The organism is Streptomyces sp. NPDC087859, from assembly GCF_044742595.1.
In the GTDB taxonomy this organism is placed as follows: Bacteria; Actinomycetota; Actinomycetes; order Streptomycetales; family Streptomycetaceae; genus Streptomyces; species Streptomyces canus_F.
Window position 1 is genome coordinate 153921 of sequence record NZ_JBIUUU010000020.1, and the last position, 18868, is coordinate 172788.

Consider the following 18868-nt stretch of genomic DNA (forward strand, 5'->3'; position numbering starts at 1 on the left):
GTACGGATTCTACTGGCGATTCGTGCAGGCCAGCGCCAGGGATGTCTTCGGTGGAACCTACGAGACCCGCGTCACGCCGCGTTACGCCGTCGGACCCTCGTACGGCAGCAGGTCGGGCCGCTTCGCCGGCAGGCCGTCGCCCGAGGAGCGGCCCGTGAGGCGGCGGCCGATCCAGGGGAGCAGGTACTGCCGGGCGAACCGGGCGTCCGCGACCCGTCGCGCGGCCCACCCCGGCGGCAGCGTGGCCGGCATCGGCGTACGCCACTCGGTGTCCTCGGGGTCGTAGCCCAGGGTCTGCCAGACCGCCTCGGCGACGCGCCGGTGGCCCTCGGCCGTGAGGTGCAGCCGGTCCACGTCCCACAGGCGAGGATCACCGAGGGAGGGCGCCCCGTACAGGTCGACGACGATCGCGCCGTGCTTCTCGGCCAGCTCGTCGACGCACTCGAAGAGCTCCTCCATGCGTGGCCGGAAGCGCGCCAGGACCGGTCCCTGGCGGCCCGGGCTGCGCATCAGGACGAGCTGCTCGCAGGACGGGGCGAGCCGCTCCACGGCCTCGGTCAGCAGCGCGCGGACCCGCCCCATGTCGCACTTGGGCCGCAGGGTGTCGTTCAACCCGCCCACCAGCGTGATCACGTCGGGCCGCATGGCCACGGCCACATCGACCTGCTCCTCGACGATCTGCTGGATGAGCTTGCCGCGCACCGCGAGGTTGGCGTACCGGAAGCCGGGTGTCACCGCGGCCATCCGGCCGGCCAGGACATCGGCCCAGCCCCGGTAGGAGCCGTTCGGGAGCAGGTCCGACATGCCCTCGGTGAAGGAGTCGCCGAGGGCGACGAGGCTGGTGTGTGTGGGGTTCTTCTGCATGGCGGAGAAAATGCTAACCCGTTCACATACCCGGCGGTCGGTCAGCCTCCCCGGACCACCGACCGGGCCCGCCCAGACCTCCGGCCGGACCCCCGGGGCCGGGCCCTCACGCCCGCTGTCCGAACAGCTCCCGCAGCACGTCCTCCATGGTCACCAGCCCCGCCAGCCGCCCGTCGCCCCCCAGCACCGCCGCGACATGCGTACGGCTGCCCCGCATCGCCGTCAGGACGTCGTCCAGCGGCGTGCTCTCCCGCACGCGCGCGATGGGCCGCATGTCCCGGACCTGGAACGCCAGATCCCGCGGGGAGGCGTCCAACGCGTCCTTCACATGCAGATAGCCGAGGATGCGCCGCCCGTCGTCCACCACCGGGAACCGGGAGAACCCGGACTCGGCCGACAGCCGTTCCAACTGCTCCGGGGTGACGCCCACGCGCGCGTAGACGACCCGTTCCAGCGGGAGGACGACATCGCGCACCGGCCGGCGGCCCAGTTCCAGGGCGTCGTGCAGCCGCTCCCGGGTCCGGTCGTCGATCAGGCCCGCCTCGTCGGAGTCCCTGACCAGCCGGGCCAGCTCGGCGTCCGAGAAGGTCGCCGTGACCTCGTCCTTGGTCTCCACCCGCAACAGCTTCAGCAGGGCGTTGGCGAAGGCGTTGATCGCGAAGATCACCGGGCGCAGGCCCCGGGACAGGGTGACCAGCGGCGGGCCGAGCACCAGCGCGCTGCGCACCGGCTCCGCCAGCGCGATGTTCTTCGGCACCATCTCGCCGAGCAGCATGTGCAGATATGTCGCCGCGGCGAGCGCGATCACGAACGACACCGCGTGTCCGGCGCCCGTCGGTACACCGAGCGCGTGGAACACGGGCTCCAGCAGGTGCGCGATCGCCGGTTCGGCGACCACACCGAGGATCAGCGTGCACAGGGTGATGCCGAGCTGCGCCGCAGCCATCAGCGCGGACACATGCTCCAGACCCCACAGCACGCTCTTGGCGCGCCGGTCGCCCTCCTCGGCGTGCGGCTCGATCTGCGAGCGCCGTACGGAGATCAGAGCGAACTCGGCGCCCACGAAGAAGGCGTTGACGACGAGGGTCGCCAGACCGATCAGCAACTGGATCGCGGTCACTTCCGGGCCTCCCCTTCGATGGATTCCGACGTGTCGTCGAGCGGAGCGTGCAGCAGCACGCGCGCGGCCCTGCGCCCGGAGGCGTCCACCACGTCCAGCCGCCAGCCGACGACCTCCGCGGTGTCGCCGACGACCGGGATACGGCCGAGCTCGGTCGCGACCAGGCCGGCCAGGGTCTCGTACGGCCCCTCGGGCGCCCTCAGGCCCACGCGCGCGAGGTGGTCGATGCGTGCCGAGCCGTCGGCCGAGTACAGGACGCGGCCCTCGTCGTCGGTCCCGGCCGCGGCCAGGTCGGGTGTCTCGTGCGGGTCGTGCTCGTCGCGGACCTCGCCGACGACCTCCTCGACGATGTCCTCCAGCGTGGCCACCCCGGCCGTACCGCCGTACTCGTCGATCACCACGGCCATCGTGCGCTTGCCGGACAGCCGGTCGAGCAGCCGGTCCACGGTCAGCGACTCGGGGACGAGCAGCGGCTCGCGCATCAGCTCGGAGACGGGGACCCGGGCCCGGCGCTCGGCCGGGACCGCCAGGACGTCCTTGATGTGCGCGGTGCCCACGACCGAGTCGAGGTTGCCGCGGTAGACGGGGAACCGGGACAGGCCCGTCGCGCGCGTGGCGTTCGCGACGTCCTCGCAGGTCGCCTGGGCGTCCAGGGCGATGACCTGGACGCGCGGTGTCATCACGTTCTCCGCGGTCAGGTCGGAGAGGTTCAGGGTGCGTACGAAGAGTTCGGCGGTGTCGGCCTCCAGCGCGCCTTCCTTGGCGGAGTGCCGGGCCAGGGCGGCGAGCTCCTGCGGCCCGCGCGCGGCGGCCAGTTCCTCCGTCGGCTCCACGCCGAAGAGACGGACGATGCGGTTCGCCGTGTTGTTGAGGTGGGTGATGAAGGGCCGGAACGCCGCGCTGAACCAGCGCTGTGCGTTGCCCACCCGCTTGGCCACGGCCAGCGGGGAGGAGATCGCCCAGTTCTTCGGCACCAGCTCGCCGACGACCATCAGGACGACGGTCGACAGCGCCGTACCGAGCACCAGCGCGACCGACGAGGCCGTGGAGCCGGAGAGGCCCAGCGACTCCAGCGGCCCGGCGATCAGTTTGGCGATCGACGGCTCGGCGAGCATGCCGACCACCAGGTTGGTGACGGTGATGCCGAGCTGTGCCCCGGAGAGCTGGAAGGTCAGGTTGCGCACGGCCTTCAGGGCGCCCGACGCGCCCCGCTCGCCGCGCTCCGCGGCCTTCTCCAGGGCGCCGCGCTCGACCGTGGTCAGCGAGAACTCGGCGGCGACGAAGGCACCGCAGGCCAGCGAGAGCAGGATCGCCACGAGCAGGAGGAGCACTTCGGTCATCGGGTCACCTCCGTCCCATGATCGGACAGGGTGCGGGGGATCGCGCGATCTCGCGTACTACTGGGAGGCTCGCCCATGGGCGGACGCTCACACCTTTCAATCGAGGGCCGAGTGGTCCCCCAATGTTAAAGGACCGGCAAAGGGGGGCCGTACGGTGAGGTGCTTCCCCGATCAGTCGGTGAGGTGCTTCACCCAGCGCCTCCACTTCTCCTCGGGCGCGTACCCGGCGGCCCGCCACGCATGCTGCCCCGTCTCGTTGCGCACCAGCACCATCGCGTCCGCGCGGCGCCCGCCGAGCCGGACGAACCGCTCCTCCGCGGCCGTGAGCAGCGCCGAGCCGATGCCCTGGCGGCGCCGCTCCGGGTGCACCGCCAGCCGGTACAGATGGCAGCGCCAGCCGTCGAAGCCCGCGATCACCGTGCCGACCAGCTCCCCGTCCCGCTCGGCCAGGATCAGCGCCTCGGGGTCACGTGCCACGAGCCGCTCCACGCCGTCCCGGTCGTCGCTGATGCTCGTGCCCTCGGCGGCGGTCTTCCAGAAGGCCAGTACGGCGTCGAGGTCCGCGGGCGCGGCGGTGCGAAGGCGCAGTTCCGTCATACGGGGATCCCATCACGCACGCCGGACGGGGACGCGCCGAATTCCAGCATGCGGACGTTCACTTGCCGCCCAGCTCGGCGACGACCGGTGCGAACGCCTCCATGTACGACTCCAGGACGGTCAGGTAGGTGAAGCCGTACGTCTCGCGCTGGGCCAGCACCTGCGCGGTGATCTGCTCCAGGGTGCCGACCAGGAGGATGGGCAGCTCCAGCGCCTGCTCCACGGTCGCGTCCGGCACCCGTTGCACGAGCGGTGCCACGGCGGCCGCGCGGTCGTCGGTGACGGCCACCATCTGGATGAGGAGGTTCAGCTCGGCCGGCTCCTTGCGGCCGGCCGCCAGCTCCTTGTACCGGGCGAGACGTGCCGCGAAGTCCGCGTTGGCCATCGGCACCAGCTTCCCCTCGGTGCTTCCCGGCACCAGGGACGCTCCCGTGAAGGCCGCGATGTCGGCGTGCTCGGCGGCGAGCCCCAGCATCCGCTCGCCGTTGCCGCCGAGCATCAGCGGCACGTCCGAGTCCAGCAGTCGCCCCAACTCCTCGACGGTGCGCTGAAGATGGTCCACGCGCGCGCGGGGCGAGCCGAACGGCAGCCCCGCCGCGTCGTGCTCCGCCTGTACGTACCCGGTGCCGAGGCCGAGTTCGAGGCGCCCGCCCGTCAGCGCGTCGGTCGTGGCCACCTCGCGCGCCAGCAACGCCGGGTTCCAGAAACCCGCGTTGAGCACAAAGGTGCCCAGCCGCGGCCGTTCGGTCGCCCCGGCCGCCGCGACCAGCGCCGGGAACGGCGCGGGCATGCCCAGATGGTCGGGGACCAGGATCACGTCGTACCCGAGCTCCTCGGCCCGGCGGCACTTGGCCCGCCACTCGTCGGCGGGCGCGGGGTCGATGAAGCTGACACCGAAGCGGAACGGACGCGGCATGAACTCTCCTCGTTCGCGGGCGACTTGAGATCACACCGATTCCATCACCCGTCGGCGACGGCCGCCACCGCGCTCCTCACTCGTGCGCGATGGCCGTCAGCACGTTCATCCGCGACGCCCGCAGCGCCGGCAACAGCGCCGCCACGACACCCACCACCGCCGAGCCGACCACGACCGCGACGATCGTGCCCCAGGGGATCGCCAGCGCCGACATGCCCTGCAACGCCAGCACCTGCTGGACGCACACCCCCCACACCAGGCCCAGCGCCAGCCCGAGGACCGCGCCGAACACCGCGATCACCACCGACTCCAGGCGGATCATCCGGCGCAGCTGACGCCGGGCGAGCCCGATGGCGCGCAGCAGCCCGATCTCCCGGGTGCGCTCCACGACCGACAGGGCGAGGGTGTTGACCACGCCGAGCACCGCGATCACGATCGCGAGCCCGAGCAGTGCGTACACGAGGTAGAGCAGGACGGCGATCTGGTCGTGGACCAGGTCCTTGTAGTCGGCGATGTCGCGCACCTGGACCTGCGGATACGGGTCGAGTGTCTTCTCCAGGTCGGCGCGCAGCTTGTCCGAGCCGGTGCCGGAGGCGGCGTTCACGTAGAGGCCCGAGTCCTGCCCGCCGGGCGCGTATCGCTGGAGCGTCTCCAGGCCGAAGTAGATGCCGCCCTGCGTCCCGAAGCCCTCGGCGGACTCCTGGTCGGTGAGGGCGCCCACGGTCAGTTCGGCCGTCTTCCGGCTCTGGAACTCCACGGGGATCGTGGAGCCGATCCGCACGTCGTGGTCGCGCGCGAAGTCCGCGTCCATGGCGATGCTTCCGGCGGCGAGCGCGGTCGCGGTGTCGCCCTGGGCGTACGTGATGTTGGCGACGTCGTCGAGCTGCGGGTCGTAGGCCGCCGCGGTCGTCTTGACGCGGTCGCCGTCCGGCAGGCGTACGGCGACCGGGGCGAACTGCGAGCGGACCACGAGCCCCACGCCGTCGGTGTCGCGGACCTTCTCGGTGACCTCCTGCGGGAAGGGCACGAAGTTGCTGTTCTGGATGACGAAGTCGGCGCCCAGCGTGTCGTCGATCTGCTGGTCGAAGGACTTGGTCATGGAGGCGCTGGCGACGGACATTCCGCCGACCAGGGCGAGTCCGACCATCAGCGCGGCCGCGGTGGCGCCGGTGCGACGGGGGTTGCGCAGGGCGTTGCGCTGGCTCATCCGGCCGATCGAGCCGAACAGGGCGGGGAACGCCCCGCCGAGGACACGGATCACCGGGCGCACGAGCAGCGGTCCGGCGATCACGGTGCCGATCAGCGTCAGGACGACACCGAGGCCCAGCAGGGACGCCGCCGACGAGGTGTCCGAGGAGAGGACACAGCCCAGCAGGGCCGCCGCGCCGGCCCCGAAGACGACACCGCCCACCAGGGCGCGCGTCTTCAACGGACGCCCCACGCCCGCGATCTCGGCGTCCGCCAGCGCCGCCATGGGCGAGACACCGGCCGCGCGCCGGGCGGGAAGGTACGCCGCCACGAAGGTGACGCCCACGCCGACGACGTACGCGGCGACCGGGGTGCCCCAGCCGATCACCATCTCGCTCGACCTGATGTTCATGCCGAGGGTGTTCATCAGCGCGATGAGCCCGGCGGCGAGTCCGATCCCGGTCGCGAGTCCCAGCGTCGAGCCGACCACACCGAGCAGCATCGCCTCGGTCAGCACCGAGCGGCGCACCTGGCGCCGGTCGGCGCCCAGCGCCCGCAACAGGCCCAGTTCCCGGGTCCGTTGGGCGATGAGCATCGAGAAGGTGTTGACGATCAGGAAGACACCGACGAGAACGGCGATGCCCGCGAAACCGAGCATGACGTACTTGATGACGTCGAGGAATCCGCCCAGCGACTCGACGTCGGACTTGGCCTGTTCGTCGGCGGTCCGGATTTCGTAGTCGCCGGTGCCGATCGCGGCGGCGACGCGCTGCTTCAACTGCGCGTCGCTCACACCGTCCTTGGCGTCCACGGAGATGCCGGTGGCCGCGTCCGCGTCGCCCAGCAGCTTGGTCTGCGCGGTCGGGGTGTCCAGGAAGAGCAGGGTCGCCCCGGGGTTGGTGGTGGTGAAGGTGGCGATGCCGACGAGCCGGACCTTGAAGGTGCCCTGCGGTCCGATGACGCTGAGCGCGTCACCGATCTTCAGGTTCTTGCGGTCGGCGGACTCCGAGTCGAGCAGGGCCTCGCCCGCGCCGTGCGGGGCGTGCCCCGAGGTGAGTTCGACCGGACTGCGCGGACCCGGGCTCCAGTCGGTGCCGATGGTGGGGGCGCCGGTGGTCGAGCCGACCGCCTCGTTCTCGCTGTCGGCGACGGTGATGTTCTGGACCTCGGCCTCCAGGCGCGCGTCGGCGACCCCGTCGATCCCGGACACCCGGTCCAGGAGCGAGGCGGGCAGGGTGGCCGTCATGCCGGAGGGGATGGCCTCGTCCAGTTCCTCGCGCGGGCTGACCGTGACATCGGGCGCGGTCGAGGCGAAGAGCCGGTCGAAGGTGCGGCTGAGCGTGTCCGAGAAGATCAGACTGCCCGCGACGAACGCCACGGACAGGACGACGGCCAGCGCGGAGAGCAGCAGCCGTCCCTTGTGGGCGAGGAAGCTGCGGAGCGTCGCCTTCAGCACGGCCTCAGTCCTTGTCGAGGGAAGGGGCGTCCGCGGGCGCGGCTCCCGGCGGCGGGCTCTCCTCCTGGTGTCCGCGGATCACGTCGAACCGCTTCATGCGCTCCAGGACGGCCTCCGCCGTGGGCCGCTCCATCTCGTCCACGATCCGCCCGTCCCCGAGGAAGAGGACCAGGTCGGAGTGGGCGGCGGCGCCCGGGTCATGGGTGACCATGACGACGGTCTGGCCCAGTTCGTCGACGGCCTCGCGCAGGAAGCCGAGGACCTCCAGACCGGCCCGCGAGTCCAGGTTGCCGGTCGGCTCGTCCGCGAAGATCAGCTCGGGCCGGGAGGCCAGCGCCCGGGCACACGCCACACGCTGCTGCTGGCCGCCGGAGAGCTGGGCGGGCCGGTGCTTGAGCCGGTCCCGCAGTCCCAGGGTGTCGATGACCTGGTCCAGCCACTTCTCGTCGGGCTTCTTGCCCGCGATGTCCATGGGCAGGGTGATGTTCTCGGCCGCGTTCAGGGTGGGGATCAGGTTGAACGACTGGAACATGAACCCGATCCGGTCCCGGCGCAGCCGTGTCAGATCACGTTCCTTCAGCCCCGTGATCTCGGTGTCGCCGAGCCAGACCTGGCCGGCCGACACGGTGTCCAGCCCGGCGAGGCAGTGCATCAGCGTGGACTTCCCGGACCCCGACGGACCCATGACCGCGGTGAATCGGCCGCGCGCGATCTCCACGTCCACCGAGTCCAGGGCGATCACCGATGTCTCGCCCGAGCCGTACGCCTTGGTCAGACCGTGGGCGCGGGCCGCGATCCCGTCGGCCGACGCAAGGCCCGGGGCGTGCTCCGCAGCGGGTGTGGACAAGGCCGCCTCCTCAAGGACGTACCGACTCCTCGGACCCGGCCGAGGGTAGTGTGACCCACCCCACATCCGAAATCCCCCTGGGGTGCCGGTCGCTCTCCATCGCAGGTCGGGTCCCTGATTTCCGTGTAAGGGGCACGCTTAAGGGAGGGCTACGGCGGACACGCCCTTGCCCCTGCTAGCACTCCGGCGCTAGCGTCGAGGTATGGCGAAGACCCAGCTGAACGTGAGAGTGGACGAGGGCACGGCCCGCGCCGCTCGCGAACGCGCCCTGGCCCGCGGGATGAGCGTCAACCGCTACATCGAAGAACTCGTCAAGCAGGACACCGGCGAGGTCGGCCACACCTTCGTGGAGGCCGCCGCCGACTTCATGAAGCAGTACGAGAACGTCTTCGCCGAGGAACTGGGCGGGGAACGCGAGGGCACGCGCGAAGGTCGCCGCTGATCCGTTGAGCCACCTCAGGATCGACCTCGCCTGGCTTCTCATGCTCGCCGACCAGAAGACCCCGGGAGACCCCCAGGTCACCGACTGGGGCGCCCTCGTCGCCGCCGTCGCGCGCCACGAGGCCGAGATCTTCGACGTCCCGGTCTACGACAGCCCGCACGCCCGGGCCGCCGCCCTGCTTCAACTCCTGATCCACGTGCCGGCGTTGGAGCGCTCCAACGCCCTGTTCGCCTCCGCCGTCGCCTACGCCTATCTCGTGGCGAGCGGCCTCAAGGTCGTCACCTCGCCCGAACAGGTCCGGGAACTGGCCCGACTGGTCAAGCGCGGTGAGGCGTCCGTGCACGACATCGCGCAGGAACTGCGCCAGTGGAGTCTGTGATCAGCTTTCGGTGGGGCGCCACGCGGTGCCCAGCACGCAGTAGGAGGAGGGCAGCTTCGGCCCCTTCTCCGGCATCAATACCTCCCGGTAGGGGCCGAGTTCGAAGCCGGCCTCCCGCAGAGCCGCGATCGGATCGCGGGACAGATGGCAGCCCCCGCTCAGGGGCGGCCACACGGTCCGGTCCAGCGCGCGCTGGGTGAGACGCATCGCCTGCCCGCCGCCCCGGCCGTGCTCGAAGAACCGCACGGCACCACCGGGCCGCAGCACCCGCCGTATCTCCGCCAGGGCCCGTGGCAGGTCCCGCACGCTGCACAGCACCAGCGAGACCACGACGGCGTCGAAGGCCTCGCTCTTGACCGGCAGCGCCTCCGCCGCACCCGGCACCACGTCGACGGGCACCCCGGAGCGCAGGGCGGCGTCCACCGCCAGCCTGCGCAGCGTGCGTTCCGGTTCGATCGCCACGACCTCCGAGACCGTGCGCGGATAGTGGGCGAAGTTCAACCCGTTGCCCGCGCCGATCTCGATGACCCGCCCGGACACTCCGGCGAGCAGGCGTTGCCGCACGCCGGCCATGCCGACGCGGGTCTCGGCGGCGACGCTGACACGGGCGTAACAGCGGGCGAAGAGCGGGTGGTGCACGGGATCGCGCGGCAGCTTGCCGGAACCGGCGGACCGTAGCGGCATGACGACCTCCCGGTGGGACGGGGTCCACCCCGATTCTCCCCCGGATGCGCCCCGCGCACCCTCGCTCGCGCGCTACGCGACGAAGTTGCGCACCTGCTCGTACACGCCGTGGTCGTTGTTCATGTCGGTGTGCGAGACGCACCCGACCTCGACGTTGGTCGCACCGCTCAGGATCGCGGTGGTGTCCGGGGTGAGCGCGTCGTCGCAGTTCGACCAGTAGCTGGCGTACGAGACGCTGCCCGGGGTCTCGTCACCGGAGTTGAGCGAGGTCAGGAACGAACTGCCGGTGTACATCTGGGAACACGACGTGTACAGCCACGAACACCAGGAAGCGGTCGTCGTGCCGTGGTTGACGCCCGCGGTCGACACGAAGTCGTCCACGTACGCCGTCCCGCCGAGGTTCTTGAGGTAGTAGCGGGAGTTGAGCGCGCCCATGGAGTGGACGACCAGGTCGACCTTCGAGGCGCCGGTCTGGGAGAGCACGCTCTGGATCTTGGCGGACAGTTGCTGGGCGGTGGTGACGTTCGACTGCGTCCAGTCGTACGACCAGGCGAACAGCTCGGAGGAGGAGTAGCCGTCGGCCTTGAAGTCGGCGATCCAGTCGTCCCAGCTGCTCGCGGAACTGCTCAAGCCGTGGACGAAGACGATCGGATTGTGGGTCGCGGCCTGAGCGGGGGCCGCGGAGAGGGGGAGCGCCAGAAGGAGCGATGAGACGACGGCCGAGACGGCCGCTGAGATGCGACGCCGGGAGCGCTGCATGATGCCTCCTGAAACGGGTGGGGTTGCCAGGAGTGTCAGGCGGGGTCTACGCGCGCCGCATCGGCGAACTCGCCGGTCTTTACGTGTCAATTAACTCGCCAGTAACGTCAAAGGTGTGCTGACTCCTGTAACCCCACCGCCCCTCGAGGGCACGTCGTCACCGCGGCTCGCGGAGGCGTGGCAGGACCTGGCCGCCGGACTCCCGGAGGGCGTCCGGGTAAGGCTGCTGCGCGCGGTGCACGGCGATCCGCGCGCAGCCGCCGAAGCCGTACGGCTGCTCGGCGCACGTCAGTCGGCGGGCCTGGACCCGCTGCCGACGGAACCGGCGGAACTGGCCCCGGCGTTGCTGCGCGCACACCGTGCGCAGATCAGGGAACTGCCGGACGACACCCGGCTGTTGCTGCTCCTGGCCGCGGCCGATCAGTACCCCGTCGCCACCCACGCCTTCCTGCGGGCCGTCGCCGCCGCCCGGCTCGACACCCGGCCCCTGGAGGCCGCGGAGGCGGCCGGGATCGCGCACGCCTCGGCGACCGGGGTCGTCTTCCGCGACACATGGACGAGGATCGCCGCGTACGAGTCGGGATCCCCGGCGGACCGCCGCGATGTCCACCGGCTGCTGGCCCGGGTCCTGCGCACCGGTGGTGAAACGTCTCTGCGCTCCTGGCACCGCGGCGCGGGCGCGCTCGGCCCGAGCACCCGGCTGGCGGCGGAACTGGGAGCGGCCGCGACGAGGTCCCGCGACGCGGGCCGCCTCCACCAGGCCCGCGCCCTCGCCGAACGCGCCGCCGCGCTGAGCCCCGACCACCCCGGACAGGCCCGGTTGCTGGCCCGCGCGGCGGCATACGCCTGGCAGGCCGGGGACGGGGACCGGGCCCGCCGGCTGGCCGCAGCGGCCGACGGCGACGCGCTCACCGGGGTGCTCGCGCTGCGGGCCGGCAACGCGGCGGAGGCGTTCGACGCGCTGCTGACGGCCGTGGTGACGGAAGAGGGCGGGGTCGGCGGTGAGCCCGGGGCGGGGGAGGCCCTCCTGCGCGGCGCGGGGCCTGTCACTCGCGCGATGTCGTACCCGATGCCCCCGCGCACGCCGAGCCGGGCGAACGTCCCGGCCTCGCCGTCCGCCGATGCCCCGACGCCCTCGCCCGCGCCGCGCCCCCGCACCACGACCCTCGACGTCCCCGACCCCGCCCTCCATCTCCTCGCCCGCGCCACCGAGGCCGCCATCTACACCGGTGACCTGCGTCGATGCCGGGACGCGGCCCTGGTCGCCCGGCGGATGGGGATCGTGCCGCCGGGCACGCTCGGCGGGCTCGCAGCGGCGTTCGAGGGGCGGTACGAGGACGCGCGGGACCTTCTCGCGGCGGCGGCCGGCCGGTGCGGGCCCGGTGGCGACCCCACCCTCCTCGTGCACGCCGGCATCGCCGCGCTCCTGCTCGGCGACCACACCCTCGCCGCCGCCGCGACCGTCCGTGCGGCCGCCTCGGCCCGGATGCGCGGCGCGACGGTCGTCGTGGCGCAGGCCATGGAGTTCCGCGCCTACGCCGACTTCTGGACCGGACGCCCGCGCGCCGGAGAGGCCGCCGCGACGGACGCCCTCCGGCAGGCGTACGCCACCGGCCAGGACAACGGCGCCTGCCATCTGCAGGCCGCCCTCGCCATGTTCGCGGCGCTGACCGGCGACGCCGAGGTCTGCCGGGAACGCGCCGCCACCGCACGGTCGTACGCCCGCTCCCACGGCCTCGGCCTGCCGGCCGCCCTCGCCCAGTGGGCGCTCGCCTACCTCGACCTCAGCAGTGGCCGGTTCGCCGCCGCGGCGGCCCGGCTGCGCGCCCTCGCCGGCTTCGGCCCGGGCCACGGCCACCGGGCGATCCGCCACCTGGCCACCCCGCACTACGTCGAGGCGGCCGTCCGCACCGACGACACCCGGGTCGCCCGTGCCGCCCACGCCGACTACCACCGCTGGGCGAGCGCCGTACGCAGCCCCGACGACCTGGCGCTCAGCGCCCGCTGCCGCGCCCTGCTCGCACCCGGCGCCGAGGCGATCGAGCACTACCGCACCGCACTCGACCTCCACGCCCGCGGCACCCGGGACTTCGAACGCGCCCGCACCGAGCTGCTGTTCGGCAGCGCACTGCGCCGACTGCGCCACCGCACGGAGGCCCGCGACCGTCTGCACAGCGCCCTGGAGGCCTTCGAGCACTTCGGCGCCCCGCACTGCGCTGCCCAGGCCCGCACCGAACTCCGCGCCCTCGGCGCCCCCGCGGCCCCGGCGCAGGGCGCACTCGACGACCCCACCGTCCGCCTCACGGCCCAGCAGCTCATGGTGGCCCGCATGGCCGCCGACGGCGCCACCAACCGCGAGATCGCCACCCGCCTCGCCCTGAGCCCGCGCACCATCGACCACCATCTGCGGGGTGTGTTCACGCGGTTGGGGATCCGGTCGCGGATCGAGCTGGTGCGGTTGCTGGGCGAAGGGGAGGGGCGGTGACGACGGAGGGACCGGCCGCGATGCGGGAGACGACGCGGAAGGCCGGCCCCCGCTGACGCCGACCGGAACCGGTCAGTCGGCCGTCCGCTCCCGGAACACCTGCGCGTCCCACACCCCGTCCAGCCGCGGCGCCAGCCAACCCGGCGCCGCCGCACGGAAGTCGGCGGGCACCAGCGACCCCGCGCCGACGGGCAGCGCACCGAGCAGCGGCGCCCCGGACACCTCCGGCAGATCCGCCACGTTGCAACGCGAGGCCAGATCCGGGGAGTCGGGCCAGCTGCCGATCACGACACCGAGGAAGTCCAGCTGCCGGGCGCGCAGTTCACGGGCCGTCAGTTCCGTCGTGTTGAGCGTGCCCAGGCCCGCCGACGCCACCACCAGCACCGGCGCCCGCAGCAGTGCCGCCGCGTCCGCCAGGGTGCCGCCCTCCTCGTCGAACCGTACGAGCAGCCCGCCGGCCCCCTCGACCAGCACCAGGTCGTGCTCGGCGGCCAGCTTGGCGGCGGCCTCGGCGACCTCCCCCGGGTGCACCGGCGGGAGCCCGGCCCGCCGGGCCGCCGTCGCGGGGGCCAGCGGCTCCGGGTAGCGGGCGACTTCGGCGGTCGTCACCGGCCCCGCCAGCCGCGCGACCTCCTGCGCGTCCCCGGGCTCGTCCGGACGTACGCCGGTCTGGGCCGCCTTGAGCACGGCCACGGACCGCCCCGCCGCCACGGCGGCGGCAGCGATCGCGGCGGTGGCGACGGTCTTGCCCACCTCCGTGCCCGTACCCGTGATCACCAGTACCGACATGTCATCCCTCCCGGGCCGCCGCGCACACCGCGCGCGCGATCCGTGCCACATCCGCGTCCCCCGTGACATACGGGGGCATCGTGTAGACCAGGTCGCGGAACGGCCGCAGCCACACGCCCTCACGCACCGCCGCCTCCGTGGCGGCCTCCATGTCCACCGGGCGGTCGAGCTGGACCACGCCGATCGCCCCGAGCACCCGTACGTCCCGCACACCCGGCAGCTCCCGAGCCGGCGCCAGCCCCTCCCGCAGGCCCGCCTCGATCCGCTTGACCTCGGCGAGCCAGTCCTGGCCGAGCAGCAGCTCGATCGAGGCACAGGCGACGGCCGCGGCGAGCGGATTGCCCATGAACGTGGGGCCGTGCGCGAGCACCGGGACCTCGCCCCGCGAGATGCCGTCGGCCACCTTCGACGTGCACAGCGTCGCCGCCATCGTCAGATAGCCGCCGGTCAGCGCCTTGCCCACACACATCACATCCGGCGTCACCGCCGCGTGGTCCGCCGCGAACAGCGCGCCCGTACGCCCGAAGCCGGTCGCGATCTCGTCGAACACCAACAGCACGTCGTGCGCGTCGCACGCCTCCCGCAGCACCCGCAGATACGCGGGGGAGTGGAACCGCATCCCGCCCGCGCCCTGCACGACGGGCTCCACGATCACCGCGGCCAGCTCGTCGGCGTGCCGTGCGATCGCCGAGCGAAGCTCCTCGGCGTACTCCTCCTCGTACTCGACCGGCGGAGGGCCCACGAACACCTGGCGCTGGAGCACGCCGGTCCACAGTTCGTGCATCCCGCCCTCGGGATCGCACACCGACATCGGCTGCCAGGTGTCGCCGTGATAGCCGCCGCGCCAGGTCAGCAGCCGCTGCTTGCCCGGGCGGCCCAGCGACCGCCAGTACTGCAGGCACATCTTCACCGCGACCTCGACCGACACCGATCCGGAGTCGGCGAGGAAGACATGCTCCAGACCGTCGGGCGACATGTCGACAAGGAGCTTCGCGAGCCGTACGGCGGGCTCGTGGGTGAGCCCGCCGAACATCACATGACTCATGCGCCCCAGCTGCTCGCGCGCGGCCTCGTTGAGCACCGGGTGGTTGTAGCCGTGGATGGCCGACCACCAGGACGACATGCCGTCGACGAGCTCGCCCGAGTCGTCCGCCATGCGCAGCCGCACCCCGCTCGCCGACTCCACGACGAGCGGCTCGGCGCGGCCCGGCATCGGACCGTACGGATGCCAGACATGCCGCCGGTCGAGCTCCAGCAGCTCGGACACGGACAGCTCAGGCATTGGGCGCGAGATCCGTTCCGGCACCACGGCGGCGTACGGCGACCAGGTCCGTACGGGGCTCGTTCACCGCGGGCTCGCTCACGTCCGGCTCGGGAGTCGAACCGCAGACGGAGCCGCACCCGGCGCCCTCGTGCGATCCGCAGCCCGCGCTCTCGTGCGATCCGCATCCGCCCCCGGCGGCGGCCACGTCCACCCGGTGCTGCGGCAGCGTCACCTCGCCCGCGCCCTCCACCTCGAACCCGGCGTCCGCGATCATGTCCAGGTCGGCCTTGCCGGCCTGGCCCTCGCTGGTGAGGTAGTCACCGAGGAAGATCGAGTTGGCCAGGTTCAGGGCGAGGGGCTGCATGCTGCGCAGATGGACCTCGCGGCCGCCCGCGATGCGCACCTCGGCGTCCGGGCAGACGAACCGGACCATCGCCAGGATGCGCAGACAGCGCTGCGGGGTGAGGTTCCACTCCTTGGCCAGCGGGGTGCCCTCGAAGGGGATCAGGAAGTTGACCGGCACCGAGTCCGGGTCCAGCTCGCGCAGCGAGAAGACCACGTCGACCAGGTCCTCGTCCGACTCGCCCATACCGGCGATGAGACCCGAGCACGCCGAGAGACCGGCCGCGTGCGCCTTCTGCACGGTGTCCACGCGGTCGGCGTAGGTGTGCGTGGTCGTGATCTCGCCGTACGTCGCCTCGGACGTGTTGAGGTTGTGGTTGTAGGCGTCGGCGCCCGCCTCGCGCAGCCGCTCGGCCTGGCCGTCGGAGAGCAGACCGAGGCAGGCGCACACCTCGACGTCCTCGTTCTGGTCCTTGATCGCCTTGATGGTGTCGGAGACCCGGTCCACGTCCCGGTCCGTCGGCCCGCGGCCGCTCGCCACCAGACAGACCCGCTTGGCGCCGCCCGCGAGTCCGGCCGCGGCCGCCTTGGAGGCCTCGTCCGGTTTGAGCCAGGTGTACTTCAGGATCCCGGCCTTCGAGCCGAGGCGCTGCGAGCAGTAGGAGCAGTCCTCGGGGCACAAGCCGGACTTCAGGTTGACGAGGTAATTCAGTTTCACCCGGCGGCCGAACCAGTGCCGGCGCACCTTTCCGGCCGCGGCCACCACATCGAGCAGGTCGTCGTCGGAGGTGGCGAGGACGGAAAGTGCTTCCTCGCGGGTCGGCAGCTCGCGCCGAAGCCCCTTGTCCACCAGCGTGTTCAGCAGGTCCATGAAAACTGATCCTGTCCTAAGGAGCCGTCTCGGGCCAAGGAGAGTTCGCACAACAGCGGCCATTCACTGTGTGGGTATTGCCACACAGTGGGTGGCTGCTCATCCCATTAGTGTCTGTTCGCTGCCTACAAAACCCTCGGAGGACCCATGGCGTTCGGCTGGATCGACGAGCAGGCGCTGCTGCGCCGTCGCGCCGGACTCGTACGCACCCTGAAGCCCCGCCCCGCGGACTCGCCGCTCCTGGACCTGGCGAGCAACGACTACCTGGGCCTGGCCCGCCACCCCGAGGTCACCGAAGGCGCCGCGCGGGCCGCTCGGACCTGGGGCGGAGGCTCGACCGGATCCCGACTCGTCACCGGTACCACCGAGCTCCACAGTCAGCTGGAACTCGAGCTGGCCGAATACTGCGGTTTCGAGGCGGCCCTCGTCTTCTCCTCCGGCTACGCGGCCAACCTCGCCGCGGTCACCGCACTGGCCCCGCACGGCTCGCTGATCGTCTCCGACGCCGGCAACCACGCCTCGCTGATCGACGGCTGCCGGCTGGCCCGCGGCACGACACAGGTCGTCGGCCACGCCGATCCCGAGGCCGTCCGCAAGGCACTGCAGACGCACGAGGGCCCCGCGGTCGTCGTGTCCGACACCGTCTTCTCGGTGGACGGCGACGCCGCTCCGCTGGCCGGGCTCGCCGAGGCATGCCGGGAGCGCGGCGCGGGGCTGGTGGTCGACGACGCCCACGGCCTCGGCGTGCTCGGCGACGGCGGCCGCGGCGCCCCGCACGCGGCGGGACTCGCGGGCGCCGACGACGTCGTCGTGACGGTCACGCTGTCCAAGTCGCTCGGCAGCCAGGGCGGCGCCGTCCTCGGCCCCGCCCGGGTGATCGAGCACCTGGTGAACGCGGCCCGGACCTTCATCTTCGACACCGGGCTCGCCCCCGCCGCGGCGGGAGCGGCCCTCGCGGCACTGCACCTGCTGCGCCGCGAGCCCGCGCGCGCGACGCGGGCCCGCGAGGTGGCCGCCGAACTGCACGCACGGCTGACCGCCGCGGGTCACGAGGCGGTACGCCCGGACGCCGCGGTCGTCTCCGTGCGCGCGCCGTCCCCGGAGGAGGCCGTGCGGTGGGCGGCGGACTGCCGTACCGCGGGTCTGGCCGTGGGCTGCTTCCGTCCCCCTTCCGTGCCCGACGGCATCTCACGGCTCAGGCTGACCGCCCGCGCGGACCTCTCCGAGGCGCAGATCGAACGCGCTGTACGTGTGATCGGTGAGACACGACCATGAGTCGGCGTGACACGGCCGTGCTAGGGGCGGAAGGGATCAGAACGAGGCCGTGAACTCCGCCCAGCTCCCGGGGGAGAAGAGCAGCGCGGGTCCGGACGGGTTCTTGGAGTCGCGCACGGCGAGCAGCCCGGTCCCTGGACCGGTGTGCGGCCGAGCCGTCTCGACACAGTTGTTGGCTCCCGTGCTGTAACTGCTGCGCAGCCACCGCACGGGGTGCAGATCAGTACTGGAAGATATGTTCCGAGGCATTGCGGACATGGTGCCTCCTTACGCGCCGTCACCTATCCCGGCGATGTAATCCAACGAGTCCTCGGGCGAAAGGGCGTGGATCTGAAGGGCGTTGAAGGCCTCGGTATAGGCCTGGAGGTCTTCTTTCCGCTCAAGGTAGAGGCTACTCGTCAAGTGGTCGAGAACAACCACGTCCAGATCAGATGTGCTCGAAAATGAGAAGATTACGAAAGGCCCGGTGATGCCGATGTGGGCTCCCGCGGCGAACGGCAGGACCTGAATCCGGACTTGGGGCAGCCGGGCCGCCTCCATCAGCCGCTCCAGTTGTCGCGCCATGACCTCGGGCCCGCCGATGTCCCGGCGCAGTACCGCCTCGTCCAGCACCGCGCTCAGCTTCAGCGGCGGTTCGGCCCGCAGCACGTCCTGTCTGGCCAGCCGGACCTTCACCAGCGCGTCGAGCCGCTCATCCGGCTCGGTGCCGAGCCCGTTCACCGCGGCCCGGGTCACCGCACGCGCGTACTCGGGCGTCTGCAGCAGCCCGGGCACCACGGAGGTCTCCAGCGTGCGCATCGCACCGGCCTGGGACTCCAGACTGATGAAGTCGCGATACGTCGGTGGCAGTACCCCGCGGTACTGGTGCCACCAGTGGTGCCGTCCGCCGCCCTCGTCGGAGCCCGCCAACACCAGGAGCAACTCGCGCAGTTGGGTATCGTGCACCGCATAGGCGTCCAGCAGTAACCGCACGTCGGCCGGTTTCACGCCGCTGGCGCCGGTCTCGATCCGGCTCACTTTCGACTGGTGCCAGCCCACCAGCCGGGCCGCCTCACCACTGGTGAGCCCCGCACTGGTGCGCAACGCACGCAGTTCGGCGCCCAGTTTCCGGCGGCGTACCGCGGGACCGTGCTGCATGGGCTACTCCTTACTCCTTCCGGGCCACCCAAATACGGTCTTCCGTCGGAGAGTTCACCGCTTCGAGCGACAGATATATGCATATCTTGGTGGATCGGCACCGTGACCGGCCG

General features: G+C 72.0%; 18 protein-coding genes. 4 read left to right on the forward strand and 14 right to left on the reverse strand.

Going from position 1 to position 18868, the window contains the following annotated elements; translation table 11 throughout:
- Positions 1-81: 81 nt before the first annotated feature.
- From ACIOHP_RS39325 to ACIOHP_RS39355, 7 genes are all read right to left on the reverse strand, one after another.
- Complete coding sequence (locus tag ACIOHP_RS39325; RefSeq protein WP_361547643.1) at positions 82-864, reverse strand: SGNH/GDSL hydrolase family protein; 783 nt, start codon at positions 862-864, stop codon at positions 82-84.
- A 106-nt stretch (positions 865-970) separates the two neighbouring features.
- Positions 971-1984, reverse strand: coding sequence for a hemolysin family protein (locus tag ACIOHP_RS39330; RefSeq protein ID WP_361547646.1), 1014 nt, complete (start codon positions 1982-1984; stop codon positions 971-973).
- Positions 1981-3324, reverse strand: a complete 1344-nt coding sequence (locus ACIOHP_RS39335; protein WP_361547649.1) for a hemolysin family protein — start codon at positions 3322-3324, stop codon at positions 1981-1983. Before ACIOHP_RS39335 ends, ACIOHP_RS39330 begins: the two co-directional genes overlap by 4 nt.
- 171 nt (positions 3325-3495) lie before the next feature.
- Complete coding sequence (locus ACIOHP_RS39340) at positions 3496-3921, reverse strand: GNAT family N-acetyltransferase (protein ID WP_401895000.1); 426 nt, start codon at positions 3919-3921, stop codon at positions 3496-3498.
- Between the two features lie 58 nt (positions 3922-3979).
- Complete coding sequence (locus ACIOHP_RS39345) at positions 3980-4837, reverse strand: LLM class F420-dependent oxidoreductase (RefSeq protein ID WP_401895001.1); 858 nt, start codon at positions 4835-4837, stop codon at positions 3980-3982.
- 76 nt (positions 4838-4913) lie between these two features.
- Positions 4914-7481, reverse strand: a complete 2568-nt coding sequence (locus ACIOHP_RS39350) for an ABC transporter permease (protein ID WP_401895002.1) — start codon at positions 7479-7481, stop codon at positions 4914-4916.
- A gap of 4 nt (positions 7482-7485) precedes the next feature.
- Complete coding sequence (locus ACIOHP_RS39355; RefSeq protein WP_401895003.1) at positions 7486-8328, reverse strand: ABC transporter ATP-binding protein; 843 nt, start codon at positions 8326-8328, stop codon at positions 7486-7488.
- A gap of 202 nt (positions 8329-8530) precedes the next feature.
- On the opposite strand from ACIOHP_RS39355, the gene ACIOHP_RS39360 reads away from it, so the two are divergent.
- Together ACIOHP_RS39360 and ACIOHP_RS39365 are read left to right on the forward strand one after the other, a co-directional pair.
- A complete protein-coding gene (locus ACIOHP_RS39360) occupies positions 8531-8770 on the forward strand; it encodes a toxin-antitoxin system HicB family antitoxin (RefSeq protein ID WP_401895005.1) in 240 nt (79 codons plus the stop codon).
- Between the two features lie 4 nt (positions 8771-8774).
- Positions 8775-9149 (forward strand): fic family toxin-antitoxin system, toxin component, encoded by a 375-nt coding sequence (locus ACIOHP_RS39365; protein WP_401895007.1) that lies wholly within the window; start codon positions 8775-8777, stop codon positions 9147-9149.
- On the opposite strand, the gene ACIOHP_RS39370 is transcribed toward ACIOHP_RS39365, so the two are convergent.
- The gene (locus ACIOHP_RS39370; RefSeq protein ID WP_401895008.1) at positions 9150-9833 is read right to left on the reverse strand and encodes a class I SAM-dependent methyltransferase; all 684 of its coding nucleotides are present in this window, start codon (positions 9831-9833) and stop codon (positions 9150-9152) included.
- A 72-nt stretch (positions 9834-9905) separates the two neighbouring features.
- Complete coding sequence (locus ACIOHP_RS39375; RefSeq protein WP_361493188.1) at positions 9906-10592, reverse strand: triacylglycerol lipase; 687 nt, start codon at positions 10590-10592, stop codon at positions 9906-9908.
- A 115-nt stretch (positions 10593-10707) separates the two neighbouring features.
- Between ACIOHP_RS39375 and ACIOHP_RS39380 the strand changes: the two genes are divergently transcribed.
- Positions 10708-13077, forward strand: coding sequence for a LuxR C-terminal-related transcriptional regulator (locus ACIOHP_RS39380; protein ID WP_401895009.1), 2370 nt, complete (start codon positions 10708-10710; stop codon positions 13075-13077).
- 72 nt (positions 13078-13149) lie between these two features.
- Here ACIOHP_RS39380 and bioD read toward each other — a convergent pair whose 3' ends face one another.
- From bioD to bioB, 3 genes are read right to left on the reverse strand one after another with little or no spacing between them, the layout of a single operon-like run.
- Complete coding sequence (gene bioD, locus ACIOHP_RS39385) at positions 13150-13866, reverse strand: dethiobiotin synthase (protein WP_401895012.1); 717 nt, start codon at positions 13864-13866, stop codon at positions 13150-13152.
- A gap of 1 nt (position 13867) precedes the next feature.
- Entirely contained in the window at positions 13868-15148 is a 1281-nt protein-coding gene (locus ACIOHP_RS39390; RefSeq protein ID WP_361493182.1) for an adenosylmethionine--8-amino-7-oxononanoate transaminase, read from the reverse strand.
- On the reverse strand, positions 15141-16343 hold the full coding sequence (bioB, locus tag ACIOHP_RS39395; RefSeq protein WP_401895015.1) for a biotin synthase BioB: 1203 nt from the start codon (positions 16341-16343) through the stop codon (positions 15141-15143). The genes ACIOHP_RS39390 and bioB overlap by 8 nt, the downstream gene beginning before the upstream one ends.
- A 147-nt stretch (positions 16344-16490) precedes the next feature.
- Here bioB and ACIOHP_RS39400 point away from each other — a divergent pair, with 147 nt between their 5' ends.
- A complete protein-coding gene (locus ACIOHP_RS39400; RefSeq protein ID WP_401895016.1) occupies positions 16491-17618 on the forward strand; it encodes an 8-amino-7-oxononanoate synthase in 1128 nt (375 codons plus the stop codon).
- Between the two features lie 36 nt (positions 17619-17654).
- Here the strand turns inward: ACIOHP_RS39400 and ACIOHP_RS39405 are convergent, their stop codons facing one another.
- On the reverse strand, positions 17655-17876 hold the full coding sequence (locus tag ACIOHP_RS39405) for a DUF397 domain-containing protein (protein ID WP_361547688.1): 222 nt from the start codon (positions 17874-17876) through the stop codon (positions 17655-17657).
- Positions 17877-17885: 9 nt separating this feature from the next.
- Positions 17886-18755, reverse strand: coding sequence for a helix-turn-helix transcriptional regulator (locus tag ACIOHP_RS39410; RefSeq protein WP_361547691.1), 870 nt, complete (start codon positions 18753-18755; stop codon positions 17886-17888).
- Between the last annotated feature and the right edge of the window lie 113 nt (positions 18756-18868).